A 19,323-nucleotide genomic window follows, 5' to 3' on the forward strand; every position below is an offset into this window, starting at 1 on the left:
TCCAAAAGCTTAATCACCGTCTTCGGGGATAGGCTCCCAGGGATCATAGCTGCCGAAGCTCCACACATTCCCCTCGGGATCGAGCGCGGTATAGCCGCGCCCCGGATAGCCCGGATTGTCATGCGGTTCATCCACCACCACCGCGCCTTCGTTGCGGGCATGGAGGCAATGGGCATCGACATCGGGCACGACCATATAGACGCAGGCGGTGATGCCGCCGAGGTCCCGCACCGTCGACCAGGTGTAGAGCGATTCGCCCTCCATATCCTTGACACTGCCCAGCATTACCATGCCTTCGCCCAGGACAAGCTGGGCATGATGGATGATGCTGTTGTCGAGATCATCGGGATAGACGGCGTGCCGTTCGAAACCGAAGGCGGCGCACAGGAAATCGATGGCGGCGGGCGCATCGGCATAGCGCAGGCACGGGATGACGGGTGAACCGGGCATCTTTCCTCTCTCCTTCGGTGAATCGGGTCGCTCCTGTCTAGCCTATAGCGCCCCAAGCGGCTAGGCGAAGGGGCATGACGACCCGCGATGACCTGGCCCTTGCCAACCGCCTTGCCGACGCCGCCGGCGCCGCCATCCGCCCCTTTTTCCGCGCGCGCTACGATCTGGAGATCAAGGCCGACAAGTCGCCGGTGACGGAGGCCGACCGCGCCGCCGAAGCCGCGATCCGCGCGATCCTGGAAAAGGAACGGCCGAACGACGGCATCATCGGCGAGGAATATGGATCGGTCCGCACCGATGCCGAGCGGGTATGGATCCTGGATCCGATCGACGGCACGCGCAGCTTCATCGCCGGGCGGCCGATCTTCGGCACGCTGATCGCGCTGACGCAGGCCGGCTGGCCGACGATCGGCATCATCGACCAGCCGATCGCGCAGGAACGCTGGGCCGGGATGAGCGGCCAGCCCACCACCTTCAACGGCAAGCCGGTGCGCACCCGCGCCTGCAAGGCGCTGGAGGGCGCCGGCATCGCCACCACCAGCCCGCATCTGTTCGCCGAGGGTGACGTGGCCCATTATATGGCGCTGGTCGGCGCGGTGTCGGGCGGATCGCCCCGCCAGGGGCCGGTCTATGGCGGCGACTGCTATAATTATGGCCTGCTGGCGTCGGGCTTCCTCGACATCGTCATCGAATCCGGGCTGCAAAGCTATGACTTCGCCGCGCTGGTGCCCGTGGTCGAGGGCGCGGGCGGCCTGATGTGCGACTGGAATGGCGAACCGCTGACGGCGGACAGCGAAGGCCATGTACTGGCGCTGGGCGATCCGGCGCGGCTGGAGGATGTGCTGGAGGCGATTCATGGCGCGGGCGATGGGCATGACCATGGGCATCATCACGATCATTGAGGGTGGAGGTGGATGGTCTAAAACCCGCCATTCTTGTTGTTTAGGAGGGCGACGCTTGCCGATCGCGGACATTGCGCCCTTCTGGAACAAAGGCCGCTAACGAATTGGGGAAGCTATGAAGTGAAGTGGTCGGACCTGACCACGACGCCAGATAGCGATGCGATGACGAGATTTCGGTCGAATTGGCACTGGCTTCTTGATGCCAAATGAACGGGCAGGTGCAGTGGCTTAACACGGGCACTGGCGAGATCATTCCCGTCGCTAACGATCGAGGCGAATTTCAGCACAAGCTTGGCGGCGATGACGCAAATGACTGGTAATGCCAGAGTTGGTGGCAGCCCTTCACGATGCCGGCAATTAGCTGACCGAAGGCCAGTGCTTCACCTACGCAATCCCCGCCGCTTTTTTTTCAGAAGGAAAATATGACGTCGGCAACTTTGCGGCGGTGCCGATGAAGGAGCATTTTGGATTATCCGACGACCTGCACCGTCAGATTGCCAGCCTGCCGGAAGGCGCAACCCCTTCGGTTGCAAATGGAGCCATGACGTCCGCTTTTTTTGTAGCGCTCGCCGCAAGCGGAATGTCGACAAACCACCCACCCCGGCCATTTGGCGGGCGCTGAATTTACCCGTGCGGTCTGGGACCAATAAACGGCCTATCAGTGGCAGCTTTATATAGGCTGCGTTGAAACGAGGTGCGTGACTCGTTTCGAGGGTTATGGACAGCCATCATTGTCGCCACATCGACATTCGAATGGCGATCGCCTCCAAGCACATGGCCCCAAATGCGTTCGGGCGGAGCCTGTTGCCAGACCCCGCCCGATACGCATGTTCTTCGATGTCGCGGCGCCGCTTATTTCGGCGACAGCACCATCAGCATCTGGCGGCCTTCCATGCGCGGATAGGCTTCGACCTTGGCGATCTCGGCGACATTTTCCGCCACGCGCTGCAGCAGGTTCATGCCCAGCTGCTGGTGGCTGAGTTCGCGGCCGCGAAAGCGCAGGGTGATCTTCACCTTGTCGCCGTCGCCGATGAAATCATGGACCTTCTTCATCTTCGTATCATAATCATGATCGTCGATGTTCGGACGCATCTTGATCTCTTTGAGTTCCTGCGTCTTCTGGGTCTTGCGGGCGATATTCGCCTTCTTCTGGGCTTCGTACTTGAACTTGCCGATGTCCAGGAACTTGCAGACTGGCGGATCGGCGTTGGGCGACACTTCGACCAGGTCCAGACCAACGTCGGCAGCCTGTTCGATCGCCTCCTGCGTAAACATCACGCCCAGATTCTCGCCTTCGTCGTCGATCACCCGCACCTTGGGTACGGTGATGAACTCATTATACCGGGGACCGGACTTCGGCGGCGGCGCCAGCGGGCGGCGCATCATTGGGGGACGTATAGCGGCTTCTCCTGTGACTGTGACAACAAACGGCTCTTCGCGGCCCTTTAGCGCAAAGCCGAAAAGGGCGGCAAGCCCGTCGTAACGGAATCGCCAGCCCATGTGGCATTGCTGCCGCACCCACTATATCGGGTGAATGCGGGCTTTTTGCAAGGGGCTGAGAGTCCGTTGGAGAAAGCCGGTTCCAGCCCGCGCCCCGCCCAACCACCCGATCCAATGTCATCCCGTCGGGTGGTTGGGCGGGCGCGCGGGCCGGAACCGTATTGGAAATCGTCCCCTCGCGATTTTTCAAACAGGCTCTGAGCGCCGTCACAGCACGCGCAGCATGCTCTTGGCCGGAGCGAAGAAATATTCGCCGCCCTTATGGACGACAAATTCGGCCAGACCGGCCGGCGTCGTGCCGGCGGTTGCGTCGTTCCAGCCATTGGGCATGGCCAGTTTGACGAGGGGTTCGCCGCCGCGCTGGCCGATGATCGGGTCGCGGCCGACCGGATCGCCGGGCGCCCCATTGATGCGGGCGACGAAGGGCGGCGAATTGGCCCAGCTTTTCTGGGTGAACTCGAACTGCGCCTCGATGCTGCTCTGGAACGCCATGAACATGAGGCCCACGCCGCCTTCCGGCTGGTCGCTGGGGTCGGTCACCTGGTTGCGGATGCCATAGGGCATGCCGCGCCGGGCCATGATGACGCGGCGTTCGCCGTCATCCAATTCGCGGATGCGATCGAAATCGGCCGCGCTCTGTGGGTTCGGCACCAATGTCCGGCCGACATCGCCGCGCGGATTGGTCTTGCGGATATGGGCGAAGAAGGGACAGCGGGCGCCGGCGCTGTCGGCGGCATAGCTGAAATTGTTCGGCACCGGATGGTCGAGCCCTTCCGTGCCCTGCAGCGTGACCGGCGTGCCATCCTCGAACCGGCCGACCAGGAAGGCGCCGGCCAGTTCGCCGATCCCCAGTTGCTCACCCAATTCCTCTTCCCGCGCCTTGAAGGCCTTCACCTGCTGTTCCAGCTTGCGGAAGACGAAATAGCTGCCGAAGGCGGTGCCGGTGTCGGGTGATCCCGGATCGGACACCAGCACCTGCGACAGGGGGAAGGCGGCATTCCACCGGTCGATGCCGCCACCGGCCGCCTCGCGATCGACCAGTTCCTGCAGCAGCAGCGGCTGGCTGCGCCCGTCGACATAGCCGAAATGCTCGATCCCCTCGGCCTCGCCCGCGCTGTTGCTGCGGAAGATCGCCCGGCCGCTCTCGGCGGTGATCAGGCTGACGGCACTGCCCAATCCGCTCATGATCATATCGGCCAGATCCTGCGCCGCCTGTGACGTCCACTGGTCCGGCCCGTCGGGATCGGCGCCGATCAGGATCATCGCGTCGATGCGGTCCTGATAGGCGGCTTCCAGGTCCGGCGCGGCGGGATCGTTGAGAATGGCGCTGCGGGCGAGCATGCCGCTGGCAAAGGCGCCGTCGACCGGGCCTTCGGGCATGCGGTCGGCGATGCCCAGTCGCGCATAGCCGGAAGAGGAGAGGAGCAGGCCGACAAAGGGGCCGCCCGACTGGCCAGTGTTGCGATAGGCACGGGCCGCTTCCAGCTGGGCGAGGGCGGATGTCACCTGCGGTTCCAGCGCGCGCAGTGCCGCGCGCGCGGCGGCCGCATCCGCGCCGAAGCGCAGCATCAGGTGCAAGGTCGCCTTGCGCCCATGACCATCGAGGATATTGCCCTGCAGATCTTCCAGCAGGGCGGTTTCATCAGCGTCGGCGCTGGTCCAGCGCAGCGGTTCGGACAGGTTGATCGGCATTGCGGCTCTCCCCCGGTCAGGTGATGCCGCCATGCTATCAGGGTCGGGTCAGGCCCGGTGGGGAGATGGCTCCATAACGGTGCCATCTCCCCCTATGTCAGGCCAGATCGGGCGCCAGTGCGTCCTTCGCCAGCCGGGCGATCAACTCGCTCACCGACAACATGGTCTGGCCATCCTTGCCCAGTTCGCGCAGCGCCACCGTGCCTTCTTCCGCCTCGCGGCGGCCGACGACCAGCAGGTTGGGCACCTTGCCCAGCGAATGTTCGCGCACCTTGTAGTTGATCTTCTCGTTGCGCACGTCGGCCTCGGCGCGGATGCCGGCGGCGCGCAACTTCTCGACCACGTCCAGTGCATAATTGTCCGCATCCGACACGATCGTCGCGACCACCGCCTGCACCGGCGCCAGCCACAGCGGGAACTTGCCGGCATAATGTTCGATCAGGATGCCGATGAAGCGCTCATAGCTGCCGAAGATCGCGCGGTGCAGCATCACCGGCCGGTGGCGCTCGCCATCCTCGGCGATGTAGCTGGCGTCGAGCCGCTCGGGCAGCACCCGGTCCGACTGGATCGTGCCGACCTGCCAGGTGCGGCCGATCGCGTCAGTCAGGTGCCATTCCAGCTTGGGCGCATAGAAGGCGCCTTCGCCGGGCAGTTCTTCCCAGCCATATTCGGGCGTGTTGAGGCCGGCGGCGGCGACCGCGTTGCGCAGTTCCTCTTCCGCCTTGTCCCACATCTCCTCGGTACCGAAGCGCTTTTCCGGGCGCAGCGCCAGCTTGATCGAGTAGGTGAAGCCGAAATCCCGGTAGATCCGGTCGGCCAGCGCGCAGAAGGCGCGCACTTCCTCGACGATCTGGTCCTCGCGGCAGAAGATATGGGCGTCGTCCTGGGTGAACTGGCGCACGCGCATCAGGCCGTGCAGCGCGCCATGCGGCTCATTGCGGTGGCAGCAGCCATTTTCGTAGAAGCGCAGCGGCAGGTCGCGATAGCTCTTGATCCCCTGCTTGAAGATCAGAATGTGCGCCGGGCAGTTCATCGGCTTCAAGGCCATCCAGTCGACTTCTTCCGACACCAGCGGGCCTTCGTCCGCCACATTCGGCACTTCGTCGGGGATGACGAACATATTCTCGCGATATTTGCCCCAATGGCCGGACTGCTCCCACTGGCGCGCGTCCATCACCTGCGGCGTCTTGACCTCGCGATAGCCGGCATCGTCGATCGCGCGGCGCATATAGGCTTCCAGTTCGCGCCAGATCAGATAGCCCTTGGGGTGCCAGAAGACGCTGCCATGCGCTTCCTGCTGCAGGTGGAACAGGTCCATCTCCGCGCCCAGCTTGCGATGGTCGCGCTTGCCCGCTTCCTCCAGCCGCGTCAGATGCTCGTTGAGCTGCTTCTTGTTCAGCCAGCCGGTGCCATAGATGCGGCTCAGCATCGCATTCTTCTGGTCGCCGCGCCAGTAAGCGCCCGACACGCGCGTCAGCTTGAACGCGGCCGGGTCCAGCTTGCCGGTCGAGGCCAGATGCGGGCCGCGGCACATGTCGTACCAGCCGTCGCCCGAATGATAGACGGTCAGTTCCTCGCCCTGCGGCAGTTCGGCGGCCCATTGTGCCTTGAACGTCTCGCCGGCCGCTTCCCACTGGGCGATCAGCGTGTCGCGGGCGATCACTTCGCGGCGCAGCGGCTTGTTGGCGGCGATGATCTTGCGCATCTCCGCCTCGATCGCGGGCAGGTCTTCCTCGGTGAAGGGGCGATCCTTGGGCGCGAAGTCATAATAGAAACCGTCGTCGGTCGCCGGGCCGAAGGTGATCTGCGTGCCGGGGAACAGCGCCTGCACCGCTTCGGCCAGCACATGGGCGAAATCGTGGCGCGCCAGTTCCAGCGCGTCGGCCTCGTCCTTCGCCGTCACCAGCGCCAGCTGCGAATCCTGTTCCAGCGGCCGCATGATGTCGCGCAGCTCGCCGTCGACTTTCGCGGCGATCGCCGCCTTGGCCAGGCCCGGCCCGATCGCCGCTGCAATGTCCGCCGGAGTAGTGCCGGGCGCGACTTCACGCACGGAACCATCGGGCAGGGTGATCTTGAGCATGGCGGACACGGGGGGTCTTTCTGTGAAATGTTCAGGTTGCGCGGCCCAAAAAGCCGCGCCTTCCCCATAAATGGGCGGTCTGCCCTGTCAATAGAAGCCCTCTTGCCAAGAGTCACCCAGGGGCGCATGTTTTATGTGCTGATATATCATTATCAGCACAGGAGGGACTTATAGCTTTGAGCTTTGCAAAATCCCGTGGCGCATGAAGCGCGACAAAAGCTTCCGGAGTGCGAGACAAGAGCTTCTGTAGCACCAAAACCTAGCCCAGGCTTTCTTGCCCATGGGCCACCAAGCGTTCCTGCGCTAACCCAAACGCCTTTACCCTCTCGAACTGTTGGGCGAGCGACGACAGATCACGATTGTGGTCAAGCCGTTGGAGCGTCTGGATCAGTTCTTCCATCGTGTTCGCGGCTGGCGGCGCTAAAATCGACGCAACAGCGCGTATGCCCTTTAATCTATCTGCGGCCACGCGGTAGCGCTCGTCAAAAGCCGAGTTCTCTTGATCGCTCAGCTTACCCATGTCTCGCTTGACCCTCTGCTCGATGGTCACTTCTGCCATCTCGCTCACCAGCGCGATCGCGTCGGTGTAGATGCCTAAAACCCGGTCATAGATTTTCTCAGATTTATAACGGGAAAGAGCAAAGAAGATCGCGACCCACGAGACAAAAGCCGCCACGACCCCTTGGCCCAATATTTTCAGCAATTCTGTCAGCATAATGTCCTCCGCCAATGGCGGTGGTAGCATCCAAACCAGACTGTTCAAAGAGCGGTGAGAGGCTTCTAAGCCGCCTCTCAAAGGTCGTTTATGCGGCGCCGATCGCCGTCAGGAAGGTGTTTAGTCGGTCGTGGATCGCGGCGGCCTTCGCACCGACGATCGCGCCGTCGCCGGACCAGAGCGCCGCGAGGCGATCGGGCGCAAAGCTGGTGTTGGAGCGGAGGCCGACCATAGGCAGGCTGGAAAGGCCCGTCGACGCCGTCGTCACCGCCGCGACCTGCGCGCCGGCATAGAAGCCAAGCTTGCTCGTAGGACCGGAGCGCGCGATCGACCGGTGCCCCGTGCGGCTAGTGCCGGCGCGCAAGGTGTCACCCGTGGAGTCCGCGAGCCTGAAGCTGTCGTTGCCGGCGGAGTGCGCGAAGATCGAGGTGCGATAGGTCCCGGCGGCCTGCCCCAGATGCGCGATCAGTCCGGCCGTCCCGCCGGCAAGATTGCACCAGGCGCCGGCCGAGCAGCTGTCGCGCCAAGCGAACTGGCCCGCTGCCCCATGCGCTTCGCCCAGGTTCAGATAGCCGGTCGCGCCGTCACCCGTGAAACCCCTGTCCGCCGTGAAGGTCACCGTGCCTGCCAGGCTGGGCGAGATGAACACGACGCCGCTGATCGACGTCATGCTCGTGCTGCTGATCATGTTCATCATCACCATCCCGATCCAGACCCACAGCGTGGGCATCAACCTGCCCCAGGCGCCGGTCGATACCAGCCTGCCCCAACCCGATCCGATCAAGAACAAGGTGACGATCGACGCATCGGGCGTCGTCCGCTGGAACGGTAATGCGGTCGATGCCCTGACACTGCGCCGCTATCTCGCCCAGACGCTCGCCATGCCGGTTGAACCGGAACTGCAATTCCAGCCCGACGCTGCCGCCCGCTATCTGGTGGTCGACCAGACCCTGGCCGACATCCGCCGTTCCGGCGTCACCAAGCTCGGCTTTGTCGGCAATGAGCGCTATGGCCAGTTCTGACAAGCATGCACGATAAAATGTAAAGGTTCATTGACTCATCACTTCTCGCTTCTGTAAAGGACACTTGACCCTTTCAGAGCAGGAGGCACGAGTCATGATCGCCCCGGAACCCATCCACCCCTTTCCCTGGCGCATTTGCGCGGCCGCCGCGCTGTTCACGGTGCTGATGGTGGCCGCTGCCGTCGCCGCCAACATCTTCACCATCAGCGGCAACGGCAAATTGCCGCTGATGGTGCCGGGCCTGCTGGCGCTGGGCTGGCTGATCTGGGAAGCGATGCGGCTGGCGCGCGGCGTGCCCGGATCGGCGATCGCCCGCTATATCGGCCGGGTCGTGCCGCTGATGATCGCCAATATCGTCACCGTGGTCGCGGCCATCACCATCCAGCGCGAATGGCATCCGGCGGGCATCTGGGCCGTGCTCGTCGCCTTGCTGCCGGCGCCGCCGCTGATCGGCTTCATCTGGGCGATGGGACGCCTTCTGGTAGAGGAGAGCGACGAATATCTGCGCATGGTCCATGCCCGACGTGCGCTGATCGCGGCCGGTTTCATGCTGGTCATCACCACCGTCTGGGGCCTGCTCGAAGGATCGGGTCTTGCCCCCCATGCGCCTGCCTATGCCGCCTTCATCCTGTGGAATCTGGGCCTGTTGCTGGCGCCGATCCTGCCCGGCGGCCGCGCATGAAGAACCGGCTCAAGATATTGCGGGCGGAACGCGACTGGAACCAGAGCGATCTCGCCGCCCAGCTCGGCATCTCGCGCCAGAGCGTCAACGCGATCGAGACGGGCAAATATGATCCCTCGCTCCCGCTCGCCTTCCGCATCGCCGACCTGTTCGGCCTGAAGATCGAGGATATCTTCCTGCGCGACTGAGGCTGGGGCGCAGGCGTCGTGCAGATGCCATGGCGCCCATCCCGCGCCTTATGGCCGGCAGCAACCAGAAGCGTAGAGAGGGAATGATAGCCAAACACTCTAATCCGCCGCGACAGCATCCCTGACGGCCGCGTCGTAGAGGGCGCGATTCTCTTGGTCGAAGCAGATGAAGAGAATATGGTCGAAGGCGTCGGGGTCGCGGCGCAGCGCTTCCGCCACGGCGCGGGCGGCGACCTTGGCGGCTTGCGCCCTGGGATAGCCATAGACGCCGGTCGAGATCGCCGGGAAGGCGACCGCGCGCAGGCCATGATGGCGGGCGAGCGACAGGCTGTGGCTGTAGCAGCTGGCGAGCAGGTCGCGCTCGCCCTGATTGCCGCCCTGCCAGACCGGGCCGACGCTGTGGATGACATAGCGGGCCGGCAACCGATAGCCGCGCGTGATCCGCGCCTCTCCGGTCGGGCAGCAGCCGATGCCCCGGCACTCCTCCAGCAATTCCGGCCCGGCGGCGCGATGGATCGCGCCATCCACGCCGCCGCCGCCGAGCAGGCTGTTATTGGCGGCATTGACGATCGCGTCGACCGCGCAACGGGTGATGTCGCCCGTCACCACGTCCCAGCGCGTCGTCCCGACCATCATAGCCTCAATCCCTGATCGGCCCGCCGATCGACCAGACATGGCCGAAGGGATCGGTGAGCTGGCCATAGCGGGCGCCCCAGAACTGGTTGTCGATCGGGAAGCGGATTGCCGCGCCGGCGGCCACCGCCCGGTCCCACCAGCGATCGGCATCGTCCACTTCCAGATGCAGCGTCACAGCCGCCGGCTTTTCCGCCGGGGCGCCGCCGCACATTTCGGGAAAATGATCGTTCAGCATCAGCCCGCCATCATTGACCGTCAGATGGGCGTGCATGATGCGCGCGCCACCCTCTTCCAGATGGCGGCTCTGTTCGGTCGCGCCGAAGGCAGTCGTATAGAAGGCGATGGCGTCGGCGGCCTTGCCGTCGGCGATGGTCAGATGGGGCGTGACCCCCGGCAGGACGAACGGCGTGTCGCTCATGATCCTCTCCTTCGCGTCGACTCATGGGTCGAGTCGGCCAGGCCACAGGATAAGCCCGGCGCGTGTCGTTCAGAAGATGCCGAGGAACTTCTTGTCCTGCGCCTTCTTCTCGGCCTTGCTGCCCTTGCCCGCTTCATCCTTTGCGGTGGTGCCGCGGCCGACATCGTCGCGCGGCTTGCCGCCACGGGTGCGCTGGGCGGCAGCATCGGCGCCGGCCAGCACCGGACCACAGGCCGCTGCCTTGGCATCGCCGATATCGACAAAGGCCAGTGTCGCGGCGATCGGCGTGGCGACGATGCCCAGCGCCGCCGCCGCGCCGCCGCGCGCGATCAGGTCCGGGCTGATGACATTGATCGACGGCCGGGCGAAATAGCCGCCAATGCCGACCGGCGACTGGCCGGACAGAAGGCTGATCTTCTTGCCGTCGGCGCGGAAGGCGAGGTCGAGGCTTTCATTCCTGAAAGAGAAGCCGCCCCGGCCGATCATCACATTCTTGCGCGTGTCGATCAGGATCGGGTCGGCCGCCGCCACGCCGTTGCGCACGGTGAAGGCAATGAGGCCGCAATTGATCTGCACAGGGTCCTTCAGCTTCTTCTCGAACATCTTGGTGATGAAGGTGCCGACATCGATTTCGGAGAGCTGGACGTTGCGCGCCCACATGCTGCCCGCCGGCAGGATGACGGCAATGCGGCCATTGGCGGTGGCGAGCGAGTCATGGACGGTATCACCCAGGCCCGTCATCTGCATCCGCCCCTTGACCATGCCGGTCGTGCCCGATTGCTCGACGCCCCAGCGGGCGAGCAGCGTGCCCATCGGCGTGGGTGCCAGGCGGACGTCGTAGCTCGTGCGCACCGGCTGGTTGCGGGCATTGATCTCTATGTCTGACGCGACATGGCCGCCCGCCATGTCGAAGGTCAAAGGCGAGAGCGTCAGCAGGCTATGGTCGAGCTTCAGCGTCACCGCCGCATTGGCGATCGGCACGTTGGGCGCGCGGATGGTCTTTACGCTGTAGCGGACATTGGCATCGAAATTGCGGATCGCCTCGATCCGCAGCGGCGCGTCGGGCAGCAGGCGCGGCCTGCCCTGCACGGTCGTGATCGCGCCCGCCCCGCCCTGCGCATCCAGCCTCTGCGGATCATAGCCGATGAAGGGGCCGACATCGATAATGTCGAGCCGCTGGGTCGCCAGATCGGCGTCGAGCAGCAGGCGATTGTTCGGCAACGACACGGTGAAGCGCCCGGCAAGGTCGGAATCGCCGAACCGGCCCTTCAAATGCGTGAAGCGCCACTCCTCGCCCGCCTTGGTCAGGGCCGAGGTGAAGCGATAATGGCGGGTGCCGGGAATGGCGACGCCCAGGAAATCGAACAAATGGCTGAGATTGGGCCCTTGCGCCACGACGCGCAGGTCGCTGCCCTCCAGCTCGGTCGCGCCGGGCAGCGTGCCGGTCACCTCCAGCACGGTCGCGCCCGCCTGTGCCCGCAGCGCCAGGCTGTTCTTGCCGCCGGTGACGGTGGCGTTGGGCGACAGCAGCCCGCCCTTCAAGGTAAAGGGCTTGCCGCGCATCGTGCCGGTGCCCGACAGGCGGACATCGCTGGCAAAGCGGGTGTCCTGCGCCTTCACCGTCTCAAAGCCGATATCGGTCGACAGCATCAGCACCGGATCGCGATAGCGCATGGTCGTGCCGGCGAGCAGCGCGCGGCGGACGAGCGGCATGTTCATCGGCTCGCCCTTCCGATCCGGGTCGCCCAGCGTCCATGTATTATGCTGCCGGTCGCGCGACCATTCGAGATCGACGGCGGCGCCCCGCAGCTCTAGCCAGGGGACGCGGTATCTGCTGCCGAAGATCAGGCTCAAGGGTGCGATCCGCGTGTCGATCAGGTCGGCGCGAAACAGGTCAGGCCGGCTGGCCCAGGGCAGGTTGGCGATGCGCATGTCTTCGGCCCGGAACTTGATGGTGATCGGGGCGAAATAGAGCTGGAAGTCACCGCCGACCTGTACCTGCCGCTCCAGCCGGGCGGACAGGATGCGCTCGAACGGTCCCTTGAGGAAGCGCCCCTTGGTGATGAAGAGGATCAGCCACAGGGCAAGGATGATGCCGATGATCCACAACAGGATGCGGGCCAGCAGCGGCAGGCGCCGCCAACGGTCGCGCGCGCGGCGCAGATGCACAGCCGCGCCGCCGGGCTGGATGGGCTTGGACGCGCTGGGCGGCACAGGTTCGACATCGGCCATGGCGGGGTCAACGCGGACATGCCGCCTTTGGGTCCGAATCGCTTGCTTTTGCGGGCGCGGCCGACTATGGGCCGCCCTTCGCGATATTCAGTGAGACCGCCCGGCTAACTAGGGCTGCCGTGGCTGTCTGTAATCGTCGCGCCAAACAAGGAGACGAAAATGCCCAAGCTCAAGACCAAGAGCGGTGTGAAGAAGCGCTTCAAGTTCACCGCTTCCGGCAAGGTCAAGCACGGCGTCGCTGGCAAGCGTCACCGCCTGATCTCGCACAACGCCAAGTATATTCGCCAGAACCGTGGCACTTCCGTGCTGTCCGATGCCGACGTGGCTCACGTCCGCCTCTGGGCACCCTACGGCCTGAAGTAAGGAGTAGAGGACAATGGCACGCGTAAAACGTGGTGTAACCACCAAGGCGAAGCATAAGAGGATTTTGGTTCAGGCGAAGGGCTATTATGGCCGTCGCAAGAACACGATCCGTGTCGCTCGCCAGGCTGTCGAAAAGGCCGGCCAGTACGCTTATCGCGACCGCAAGGTCAAGAAGCGCACCTTCCGTGGCCTGTGGATCCAGCGCATCAACGCGGGTGTCCGCGCTGAAGGCCTGACCTATTCGCAGTTCATGCATGGCCTGAAGCTGGCCGGCGTCGAGCTGGACCGCAAGGTTCTGGCCGACATCGCGATGCACGAAGGCGAGGCGTTCAGCGCCATCATCGCCCAGGCCAAGGCTGCGCTGCCCGCAGCCTGAAGCTGATCGATCGTAAAGATCGTCAAAGGGGCGCCGGGGCAGATGCCTTCGGCGCCCTTTTTGTTTTTCCGGTTTTACCCCGTTCGTCCTGAGCGAAGTCGAAGTGCCTTCGCTGCGCTCTGGCGGGGCTTCGACAGGCTCAGCCCGAACGGATTTCAGGGGGCAGCCTGACATTTGAGGAACCATCCCATGTCGCTGCATCTCTGGTGGTTATATGTCACGGCGGTCTTCCTGATCTCGGCCACGCCCGGCCCCAACATGCTGCATGTGATGACGCAGAGCATCGCCCATGGGCCGCGCAAGGCGCTGGTGACGATGGCGGGGCTGATGAGCGCCGTGCTGCTGTGCCTGATCGCGTCGGCGCTGGGCCTTGGCGCGCTGCTGAAAGCCTCGCCGCGCCTGTTCGACATATTGCGCTATGCCGGTGTCGCCTATCTCATCTGGCTGGGGATCAAGGCCTGGCGCGCACCGGTCGGGTCCGCCGACGGCAGCGATGCCGGCCCGGTCCGCTCGGCCCGCGCACTTTATGCGACCGGGCTGCTGACCGGCCTGTCCAACCCCAAGCTCATCATCTTCGCCGCCGCGCTCTTCCCCCAGTTCATCGACCTAGCCCGCCCCTTCTGGCTGCAGCTGGCGATCCTGATCGTCAGCTTCGTGGTGATCGAAAGCTTCTGGTATTCGGTCTACGCTCTGGGCGGCCTGCGCCTCGCCCGCTGGCTGGCGCCGGCCAACCGGCAGAAACTGTTCAACCGCGGCACCGGCCTGATGTTCATCGGCTTTGGCGGCGCGCTGCTGGGCGCGCGCGCCTAACCCCCAACTCCGTCATTCCCGCGAAAGCGGGAACCCATCTCCCGAGGCATCGATGACGCGCGAGATCAGCCCCACCGTCTACATGCTCGCCAGCCGCCGCAACGGTACATTATATGTCGGCGTCACATCCGATCTCATAAAGCGCCTCTACGAGCATCGAAACGGCTTGATCGAAGGCTTCACGAAAGACTACGGCGTCAAGCGCCTGGTCTGGTTTGAACCACATGACAGCATGGACAGCGCCATCCTGCGGGAAAAGCGGATCAAGAAATGGAACAGGCAGTGGAAGATTGAGCTGATCGAGGCCGGCAATCCCGATTGGGACGATCTGGCGCTGGGCTTTGGCTTCGCGCCTTTACCCCGCGACTGATCGAGAGGTCGGGAGATGGGTTCCCGCTTTCGCGGGAATGACGATGAGATTGATGGATAGAGAGTCATGACCGAAATTAGCGCACTGAAAGCCGGCCTGATCGCCGACATCGAGGCTGCCGACACGCTGGACGCGCTGGAAGGGCTGCGCGTGGGCGCGCTGGGCAAGAATGGGGTCGTCACCGGCCTGTTGAAGACGCTGGGCGGCATGTCGCCCGAGGAGCGTCTGGAAAAAGGCCCGCCGATCCAGGATCTGCGCGAAAGCGTGACCGCCGCGATCGCCGACCGCAAAGCCGCGCTGGAGCAGGCCGCGCTCGACGCCCGCCTCGCCTCGGAAAAGGTCGACATGACCCTGCCCGCCGATCTGGGGCCGCAGGGCAGCGTCCATGCCGTCAGCCAGGTGATGGACGAACTGGCGGAAATCTTCGCGGACCTCGGCTTCTCGGTCGCGACCGGCCCGGAGATCGAGGACGACTGGCATAATTTCACCGCGCTCAACATTCCCGAGACGCATCCGGCGCGCGCGATGCACGACACCTTCTACTTCCCGGACGAGGAAGGGCAGAAGAAGATGCTGCTGCGCACCCATACGTCGCCGGTGCAGATCCGCACCATGATGACGCAGGAACCGCCGATCCGCATCATCGCGCCCGGCCGCGTCTATCGCAGCGACAGCGACGCGACCCACACGCCGATGTTCCACCAGATCGAGGGGCTGGTGATCGACAAGGGCATCACGCTGGGTCACCTCAAATGGACGCTGGAGACCTTCCTCAAGGCCTTCTTCGAGCGCGAGGATATCGTCCTGCGCCTGCGCCCGAGCTATTTCCCGTTCACCGAGCCGTCGGTCGAAGTCGATGTCGGCTATACGCTGACCAATGGCCAGCGCGTCATCGGCGGCGACGGCGATGCGCCCGGTGGCGGCTGGCTGGAAGTGCTGGGAAGCGGCATGGTCAACCGCCGCGTGATCGAGGCCTGCGGCCTTGATCCCGACGAGTGGCAGGGCTTTGCCTTCGGCACCGGCGTCGACCGCCTCGCCATGCTGAAATATGGCATGAACGACCTGCGCGCCTTCTTCGACGGCGATCTGCGCTGGCTGAAACATTATGGATTCTCGGCACTCGACGTGCCCACGCTGTCGGGAGGAGTCGGCGCATGAAGTTCACCCTGAGCTGGCTCAAGACGCACCTCAAGACCGACGCCGACCTGGCGACGATCCTCAAGACGCTGAACGCCATCGGGCTGGAGGTCGAGGATGTGGAGAACCCGGCGGAGAAGCTGGGGGCGTTCAAGATCGCCAAGATCCTGACCGCCGAGCGCCACCCGCAGGCCGACAAGCTGCAGGTGCTGAGCGTCGACCATGGCGACGGCAACCCGCTGCAGGTCGTGTGCGGCGCGCCCAATGCCCGCGCCGGCCTGATCGGCGTGTTCGGGGTCGAGGGCGCGGTGGTGCCGGTCAACGGCATGGTGCTCAAGAAGACCGCCATTCGCGGCGTCGAATCCAACGGCATGATGTGCTCCACCCGTGAACTGGAGCTGGGTGACGATCATGACGGCATCATCGAACTGGCCGGCGACGCGCCGGTGGGTGAGGTCTATGCCAACTGGGCCGGCCTCAACGATCCGGTCATCGACGTGTCGATCACGCCGAACCGTCAGGACTGCATGGGCGTACGCGGCATCGCCCGCGACCTCGCCGCCGCTGGCCTGGGTACGCTCAACGCCATCATCGTGCCCGAGATAGCCGGCGTGGGCCCCGGCCCGGACGTGCGCACCGACGATGTCGACGGCTGCCCCGCCTTCTTCGCCCGATCGGTCAAGGGCGTGACCAACGGCGCCTCGCCCGAATGGATGGCGCGCAGGCTCAAGGCGATCGGCCAGAAGCCGATCAGCGCGCTGGTGGACATCACCAACTATATCATGATCGACCTCGGCCGGCCGCTCCATGTCTATGACATGGCGACGCTCAAGGGCGGACTGGTTGCGCGCAAGGGCAAGGCCGGCGAGCAGGTGCTCGCGCTCAATGGCAAGACCTATGCCATCGACGAGACGATGACCGTCATCGCCGACGACGAGGCCGTGCATGACATTGGCGGCATCATGGGCGGCGAACATTCGGGCGCGCAGGACGGCACCACCGACGTGCTGATCGAATGCGCCTATTTCACGCCGGAGCGGATCGCGGTGACCGGCCAGAAGCTGGCGCTGACCTCAGATGCGCGCGGCCGGTTCGAGCGCGGCGTCGATCCCGCCTTCCTGGACGATGGCCTGTCAATCGCGACCAGCCTGGTCATGACCCTGTGCGGCGGCACCGCGTCGGAAGCGACCCGCGCCGGCACCCCGCCCGCCACGCCCAAGACGGTCGCCTATGCGCCCGACCAGTGCCTGGCGCTGGCCGGCGTCGATGTGCCGTTCGACACCCAGCGGCGCATCCTCGAAAGCCTGGGCTTCGGGGTCGAAGGCGAATCCTCGGGGATCGAGTATCAGGACGGCGTGCCGGTTTCGGTGCCCGTCAGCTGGACCATCACCGTGCCGACCTGGCGCCGCGACGTCGATGGCTGGCCTGACATCGTCGAGGAAGTGGTGCGCATCGTCGGCCTGGACCATGTGCCGTCCACCCCGCTGCCGCGCGTGCCGGGCGTCGCCCGTCCGACCGCCACGCCCGAGCAGCTGGTCGAGCGCCGCGTGCGCCGCACCGCCGCCGCCCGCGGCCTCGCCGAAGCGATCAACTGGTCCTTCATTTCCGAGAAGGAAGCCGCGAGCGTCGGCGGTGGCGACTGGACGCTGGCCAATCCGATCTCCGAAGATCTGAAGGTCATGCGGCCCTCGCTGCTGCCCGGTTTGCTGTCCGCGACCAAGCGCAATGTCGATCGCAGCGCCACGTCGATCCGGCTGTTTGAACTCGGCCGGCGCTATTTCAAGCAGGGCGAGCGCGCCACGGTCGGCTTCGTCTTGGCCGGCGAGAAGACCGCGCGCGGCTGGCAGGGCGGCAAGGCCCAGCCCTTCGACGCGTTCGACGCCAAGGGCGAAGTGATCGCGCTGCTGGCGGCTGCCGGCGCGCCGGTCGGCAATCTGCAGAGCATGGGCGAGGCATCGGCGGCCTATCATCCGGGCCAGTCGGGCACGCTGCGCCTTGGCCCCAAGGTGGTGCTGGCCGAATATGGCGTGCTGCACCCGAGCCTGGCCAAGCAGTTCGGCCTGTCGGGCACCGTGGTCGCGGGCGAGATCTTCCTCGATGCGATCCCGGCCAAGCGCAAGAGCGGCTTCATGCGCGCGCCTTACGCCCCGCCGGCGTTGCAGGCGGTGAAGCGCGACTTCGCCTTCCTGGTGCCGGAGACGGTCGAGGCGGATGCGCTGGTGCGCGCGGTCAAGGGCGCGGACAAGAAGGCGATCGTCGACGCCCGCCTGTTCGACGTCTTCACCGGCCCCGGCGTGGATGAAGGCCACAAGTCGCTGGCGGTCGAGATCACGCTGCAGCCGGGCGAGAAGAGCTTCGCCCAGGAAGAGCTGGATGTGATCAGCGCCGCCGTGGTCAAGGCCGCCCAGAAGCTGGGCGCGAGCCTGCGCGGCTAAGACGGGAAAGGCCGGCGATGGACGGGAAGGCTGAACGACTTCAGGCCCGCCTCGCCGGCCTCTTCTACATCGGCACCATTGGCTGCGGCATGTTTGCCGAGGCGGTGGTGCGCGCAGCCCTGATCGTGCCGGGCAACGGACGCGAGACGATGCGCAACATCGCGGACTATCCCTGGCTCTATCGGGCCGGCGGGGCGAGCGATGTCGCGATGCTCTGCTGCTATCTGGCGGTGACCGCCCTGCTCTATGGCCTTTTCGCGCCGACCGGGCGGGTGCTGGCGCGCACCGCCGCCCTGTTCAGCCTTACCGGCATTGCCGTGCTGGCGGGCAACAGCCTGCTCCATCTGCTGCCGCTTGCGCTGATCGATGGCGCGCCGCATCCCGGCATCCCGATGGCGGAGGTGCAGTCGCTGGTGCGGATCAGCCTCAGCCTCCACAACGACCTCTATGGCATCAGCCTGCTCTTCTTCGGCATTTATTGCCTGCTGACCGGCTGGCTGGCGATCCGATCGCGGCGGTTGCCTGTGGCGGTCGGTGCGCTGCTGATGGCGGGCGGCGCGGTCCACTTGGTCGCGCGCAGCCTGGCGCTGCTGTCGCCGGCGATCGGCGAGGCGATCCCCGGCCAGCTCGATTTCGTGCCGTTGCTGGGCGAAGGCGCCTTCGCCATATGGCTGCTGCTGTTCGGGGCGCCGCGTCCGGCGGCGCCGGAAATCAGCCCGTAATCTTGCAGCCCTTGGCCGATGCCATGCCGCGCAGATAGCCGCGCCGGGCGAGACCGGCGGCGATGGCGGCGCGCAGTCGACGTTCCGCCGGGGCGGCGCCGCTGATTTCCCGCACCACGCCGCGGAAGGGGATCAGCGAATTGACCAGCGACTTGCCCACACCCTCGGCGATCTTGCTGGTACGATCCTCATTGGCTTCGCGGCCGATGGTGAAATCGGGACCAAGCACCTTGTTGAGCGCCGCCATGTCGCCATTCAGCGCCTTGCAGGTCTTGCCCGATGGCGCAGCATAGGGATTTTCCTCGGCCGCGACGAGGATCGGCGGCACCTGCGTCTTTTCGATGCCGACATCGCGCGCCGGCTGGGACGCGATTTCGCCCGCCTTGTCGAGCGTGTCGTCCCTCTTCTTGCCCTGTTCTTGGGCGAGCGCCGACGTGCCGAGCAGCAGCAGGATCGTGGCGGTCGATACGGCAATTTTCATCATTGGTCCTCCCGCTGGCTCAACCCGCCAGCCCCCATGTCGGTTCCGCAACGTAACGATTGCGCGGCGGGCGAGACAGTCGGGATTTGCCGCATCGGACCTTGGAATAGAG

General features: G+C 65.0%; 21 protein-coding genes. 11 read left to right on the plus strand and 10 right to left on the minus strand.

The window, feature by feature from the left end; all coding sequences use genetic code 11:
- Window positions 1-9: 9 nt before the first annotated feature.
- The gene (locus tag U0025_RS18215) at window positions 10-450 is read right to left on the minus strand and encodes a VOC family protein (RefSeq protein WP_004208902.1); all 441 of its coding nucleotides are present in this window, start codon (window positions 448-450) and stop codon (window positions 10-12) included.
- Window positions 451-524: 74 nt separating this feature from the next.
- On the opposite strand from U0025_RS18215, the gene hisN reads away from it, so the two are divergent.
- The gene (gene hisN, locus U0025_RS18220) at window positions 525-1,352 is read left to right on the plus strand and encodes a histidinol-phosphatase (RefSeq protein ID WP_004208903.1); all 828 of its coding nucleotides are present in this window, start codon (window positions 525-527) and stop codon (window positions 1,350-1,352) included.
- A gap of 852 nt (window positions 1,353-2,204) precedes the next feature.
- On the opposite strand, the gene infC is transcribed toward hisN, so the two are convergent.
- The 5 genes from infC to U0025_RS18245 all read right to left on the minus strand — a co-directional run bounded on the left by infC (window position 2,205) and on the right by U0025_RS18245 (window position 8,009).
- The gene (gene infC / locus U0025_RS18225; RefSeq protein ID WP_029547879.1) at window positions 2,205-2,738 is read right to left on the minus strand and encodes a translation initiation factor IF-3; all 534 of its coding nucleotides are present in this window, start codon (window positions 2,736-2,738) and stop codon (window positions 2,205-2,207) included.
- A 321-nt stretch (window positions 2,739-3,059) separates the two neighbouring features.
- Window positions 3,060-4,544 (minus strand): Dyp-type peroxidase, encoded by a 1,485-nt coding sequence (locus U0025_RS18230; RefSeq protein ID WP_004208905.1) that lies wholly within the window; start codon window positions 4,542-4,544, stop codon window positions 3,060-3,062.
- Between the two features lie 97 nt (window positions 4,545-4,641).
- Entirely contained in the window at window positions 4,642-6,624 is a 1,983-nt protein-coding gene (thrS, locus tag U0025_RS18235) for a threonine--tRNA ligase (RefSeq protein ID WP_004208906.1), read from the minus strand.
- A gap of 259 nt (window positions 6,625-6,883) precedes the next feature.
- Complete coding sequence (locus U0025_RS18240) at window positions 6,884-7,339, minus strand: hypothetical protein (protein WP_004208907.1); 456 nt, start codon at window positions 7,337-7,339, stop codon at window positions 6,884-6,886.
- Between the two features lie 88 nt (window positions 7,340-7,427).
- Window positions 7,428-8,009: a hypothetical protein gene (locus U0025_RS18245; protein ID WP_139278817.1), complete on the minus strand. Its 582-nt coding sequence runs from the start codon at window positions 8,007-8,009 to the stop codon at window positions 7,428-7,430.
- On the opposite strand from U0025_RS18245, the gene U0025_RS18250 reads away from it, so the two are divergent.
- The 3 genes from U0025_RS18250 (at window position 7,981) to U0025_RS18260 (ending at window position 9,231) form a co-directional block, all read left to right on the plus strand.
- Entirely contained in the window at window positions 7,981-8,361 is a 381-nt protein-coding gene (locus tag U0025_RS18250) for an ExbD/TolR family protein (RefSeq protein WP_004208909.1), read from the plus strand. The genes U0025_RS18245 and U0025_RS18250 overlap by 29 nt on opposite strands.
- Window positions 8,362-8,455: 94 nt before the next feature.
- Complete coding sequence (locus U0025_RS18255; RefSeq protein WP_004208911.1) at window positions 8,456-9,043, plus strand: hypothetical protein; 588 nt, start codon at window positions 8,456-8,458, stop codon at window positions 9,041-9,043.
- Window positions 9,040-9,231 carry a helix-turn-helix transcriptional regulator gene (locus tag U0025_RS18260; protein WP_004208912.1) on the plus strand — a complete coding sequence of 64 codons (192 nt, stop codon included), beginning with the start codon at window positions 9,040-9,042 and terminating at the stop codon, window positions 9,229-9,231. Before U0025_RS18255 ends, U0025_RS18260 begins: the two co-directional genes overlap by 4 nt.
- A gap of 99 nt (window positions 9,232-9,330) precedes the next feature.
- Here U0025_RS18260 and U0025_RS18265 read toward each other — a convergent pair whose 3' ends face one another.
- The 3 genes from U0025_RS18265 to U0025_RS18275 form a co-directional block, all read right to left on the minus strand.
- Window positions 9,331-9,867, minus strand: coding sequence for an O-acetyl-ADP-ribose deacetylase (locus U0025_RS18265; RefSeq protein WP_037490630.1), 537 nt, complete (start codon window positions 9,865-9,867; stop codon window positions 9,331-9,333).
- Window positions 9,868-9,871: 4 nt separating this feature from the next.
- Window positions 9,872-10,285 (minus strand): VOC family protein, encoded by a 414-nt coding sequence (locus U0025_RS18270; RefSeq protein WP_004208914.1) that lies wholly within the window; start codon window positions 10,283-10,285, stop codon window positions 9,872-9,874.
- Between the two features lie 69 nt (window positions 10,286-10,354).
- On the minus strand, window positions 10,355-12,517 hold the full coding sequence (locus U0025_RS18275; RefSeq protein ID WP_004208915.1) for an AsmA family protein: 2,163 nt from the start codon (window positions 12,515-12,517) through the stop codon (window positions 10,355-10,357).
- Window positions 12,518-12,676: 159 nt separating this feature from the next.
- Here U0025_RS18275 and rpmI point away from each other — a divergent pair, with 159 nt between their 5' ends.
- The 7 genes from rpmI to U0025_RS18310 all read left to right on the plus strand — a co-directional run bounded on the left by rpmI (window position 12,677) and on the right by U0025_RS18310 (window position 18,730).
- Entirely contained in the window at window positions 12,677-12,880 is a 204-nt protein-coding gene (rpmI, locus tag U0025_RS18280; RefSeq protein ID WP_004208916.1) for a 50S ribosomal protein L35, read from the plus strand.
- Window positions 12,881-12,893: 13 nt separating this feature from the next.
- Window positions 12,894-13,256, plus strand: coding sequence for a 50S ribosomal protein L20 (rplT, locus tag U0025_RS18285; RefSeq protein WP_004208917.1), 363 nt, complete (start codon window positions 12,894-12,896; stop codon window positions 13,254-13,256).
- Between the two features lie 189 nt (window positions 13,257-13,445).
- Window positions 13,446-14,066, plus strand: a complete 621-nt coding sequence (locus U0025_RS18290) for a LysE family translocator (protein ID WP_004208918.1) — start codon at window positions 13,446-13,448, stop codon at window positions 14,064-14,066.
- Window positions 14,067-14,118: 52 nt separating this feature from the next.
- The gene (locus tag U0025_RS18295) at window positions 14,119-14,436 is read left to right on the plus strand and encodes a GIY-YIG nuclease family protein (RefSeq protein WP_004208919.1); all 318 of its coding nucleotides are present in this window, start codon (window positions 14,119-14,121) and stop codon (window positions 14,434-14,436) included.
- Window positions 14,437-14,502: 66 nt separating this feature from the next.
- A complete protein-coding gene (pheS, locus tag U0025_RS18300) occupies window positions 14,503-15,594 on the plus strand; it encodes a phenylalanine--tRNA ligase subunit alpha (protein ID WP_004208920.1) in 1,092 nt (363 codons plus the stop codon).
- Window positions 15,591-18,008, plus strand: a complete 2,418-nt coding sequence (gene pheT, locus U0025_RS18305) for a phenylalanine--tRNA ligase subunit beta (protein WP_004208921.1) — start codon at window positions 15,591-15,593, stop codon at window positions 18,006-18,008. The genes pheS and pheT overlap by 4 nt, the downstream gene beginning before the upstream one ends.
- A 17-nt stretch (window positions 18,009-18,025) precedes the next feature.
- Window positions 18,026-18,730 (plus strand): DUF4386 domain-containing protein, encoded by a 705-nt coding sequence (locus U0025_RS18310; RefSeq protein ID WP_004208923.1) that lies wholly within the window; start codon window positions 18,026-18,028, stop codon window positions 18,728-18,730.
- Here the strand turns inward: U0025_RS18310 and U0025_RS18315 are convergent.
- Window positions 18,720-19,214 carry a hypothetical protein gene (locus U0025_RS18315; protein WP_004208924.1) on the minus strand — a complete coding sequence of 165 codons (495 nt, stop codon included), beginning with the start codon at window positions 19,212-19,214 and terminating at the stop codon, window positions 18,720-18,722. The genes U0025_RS18310 and U0025_RS18315 overlap by 11 nt on opposite strands.
- Window positions 19,215-19,323 lie beyond the last annotated feature (109 nt).

It is taken from the genome of Sphingobium yanoikuyae (genome assembly GCF_034424525.1).
GTDB lineage: Bacteria > Pseudomonadota > Alphaproteobacteria > Sphingomonadales > Sphingomonadaceae > Sphingobium > Sphingobium yanoikuyae.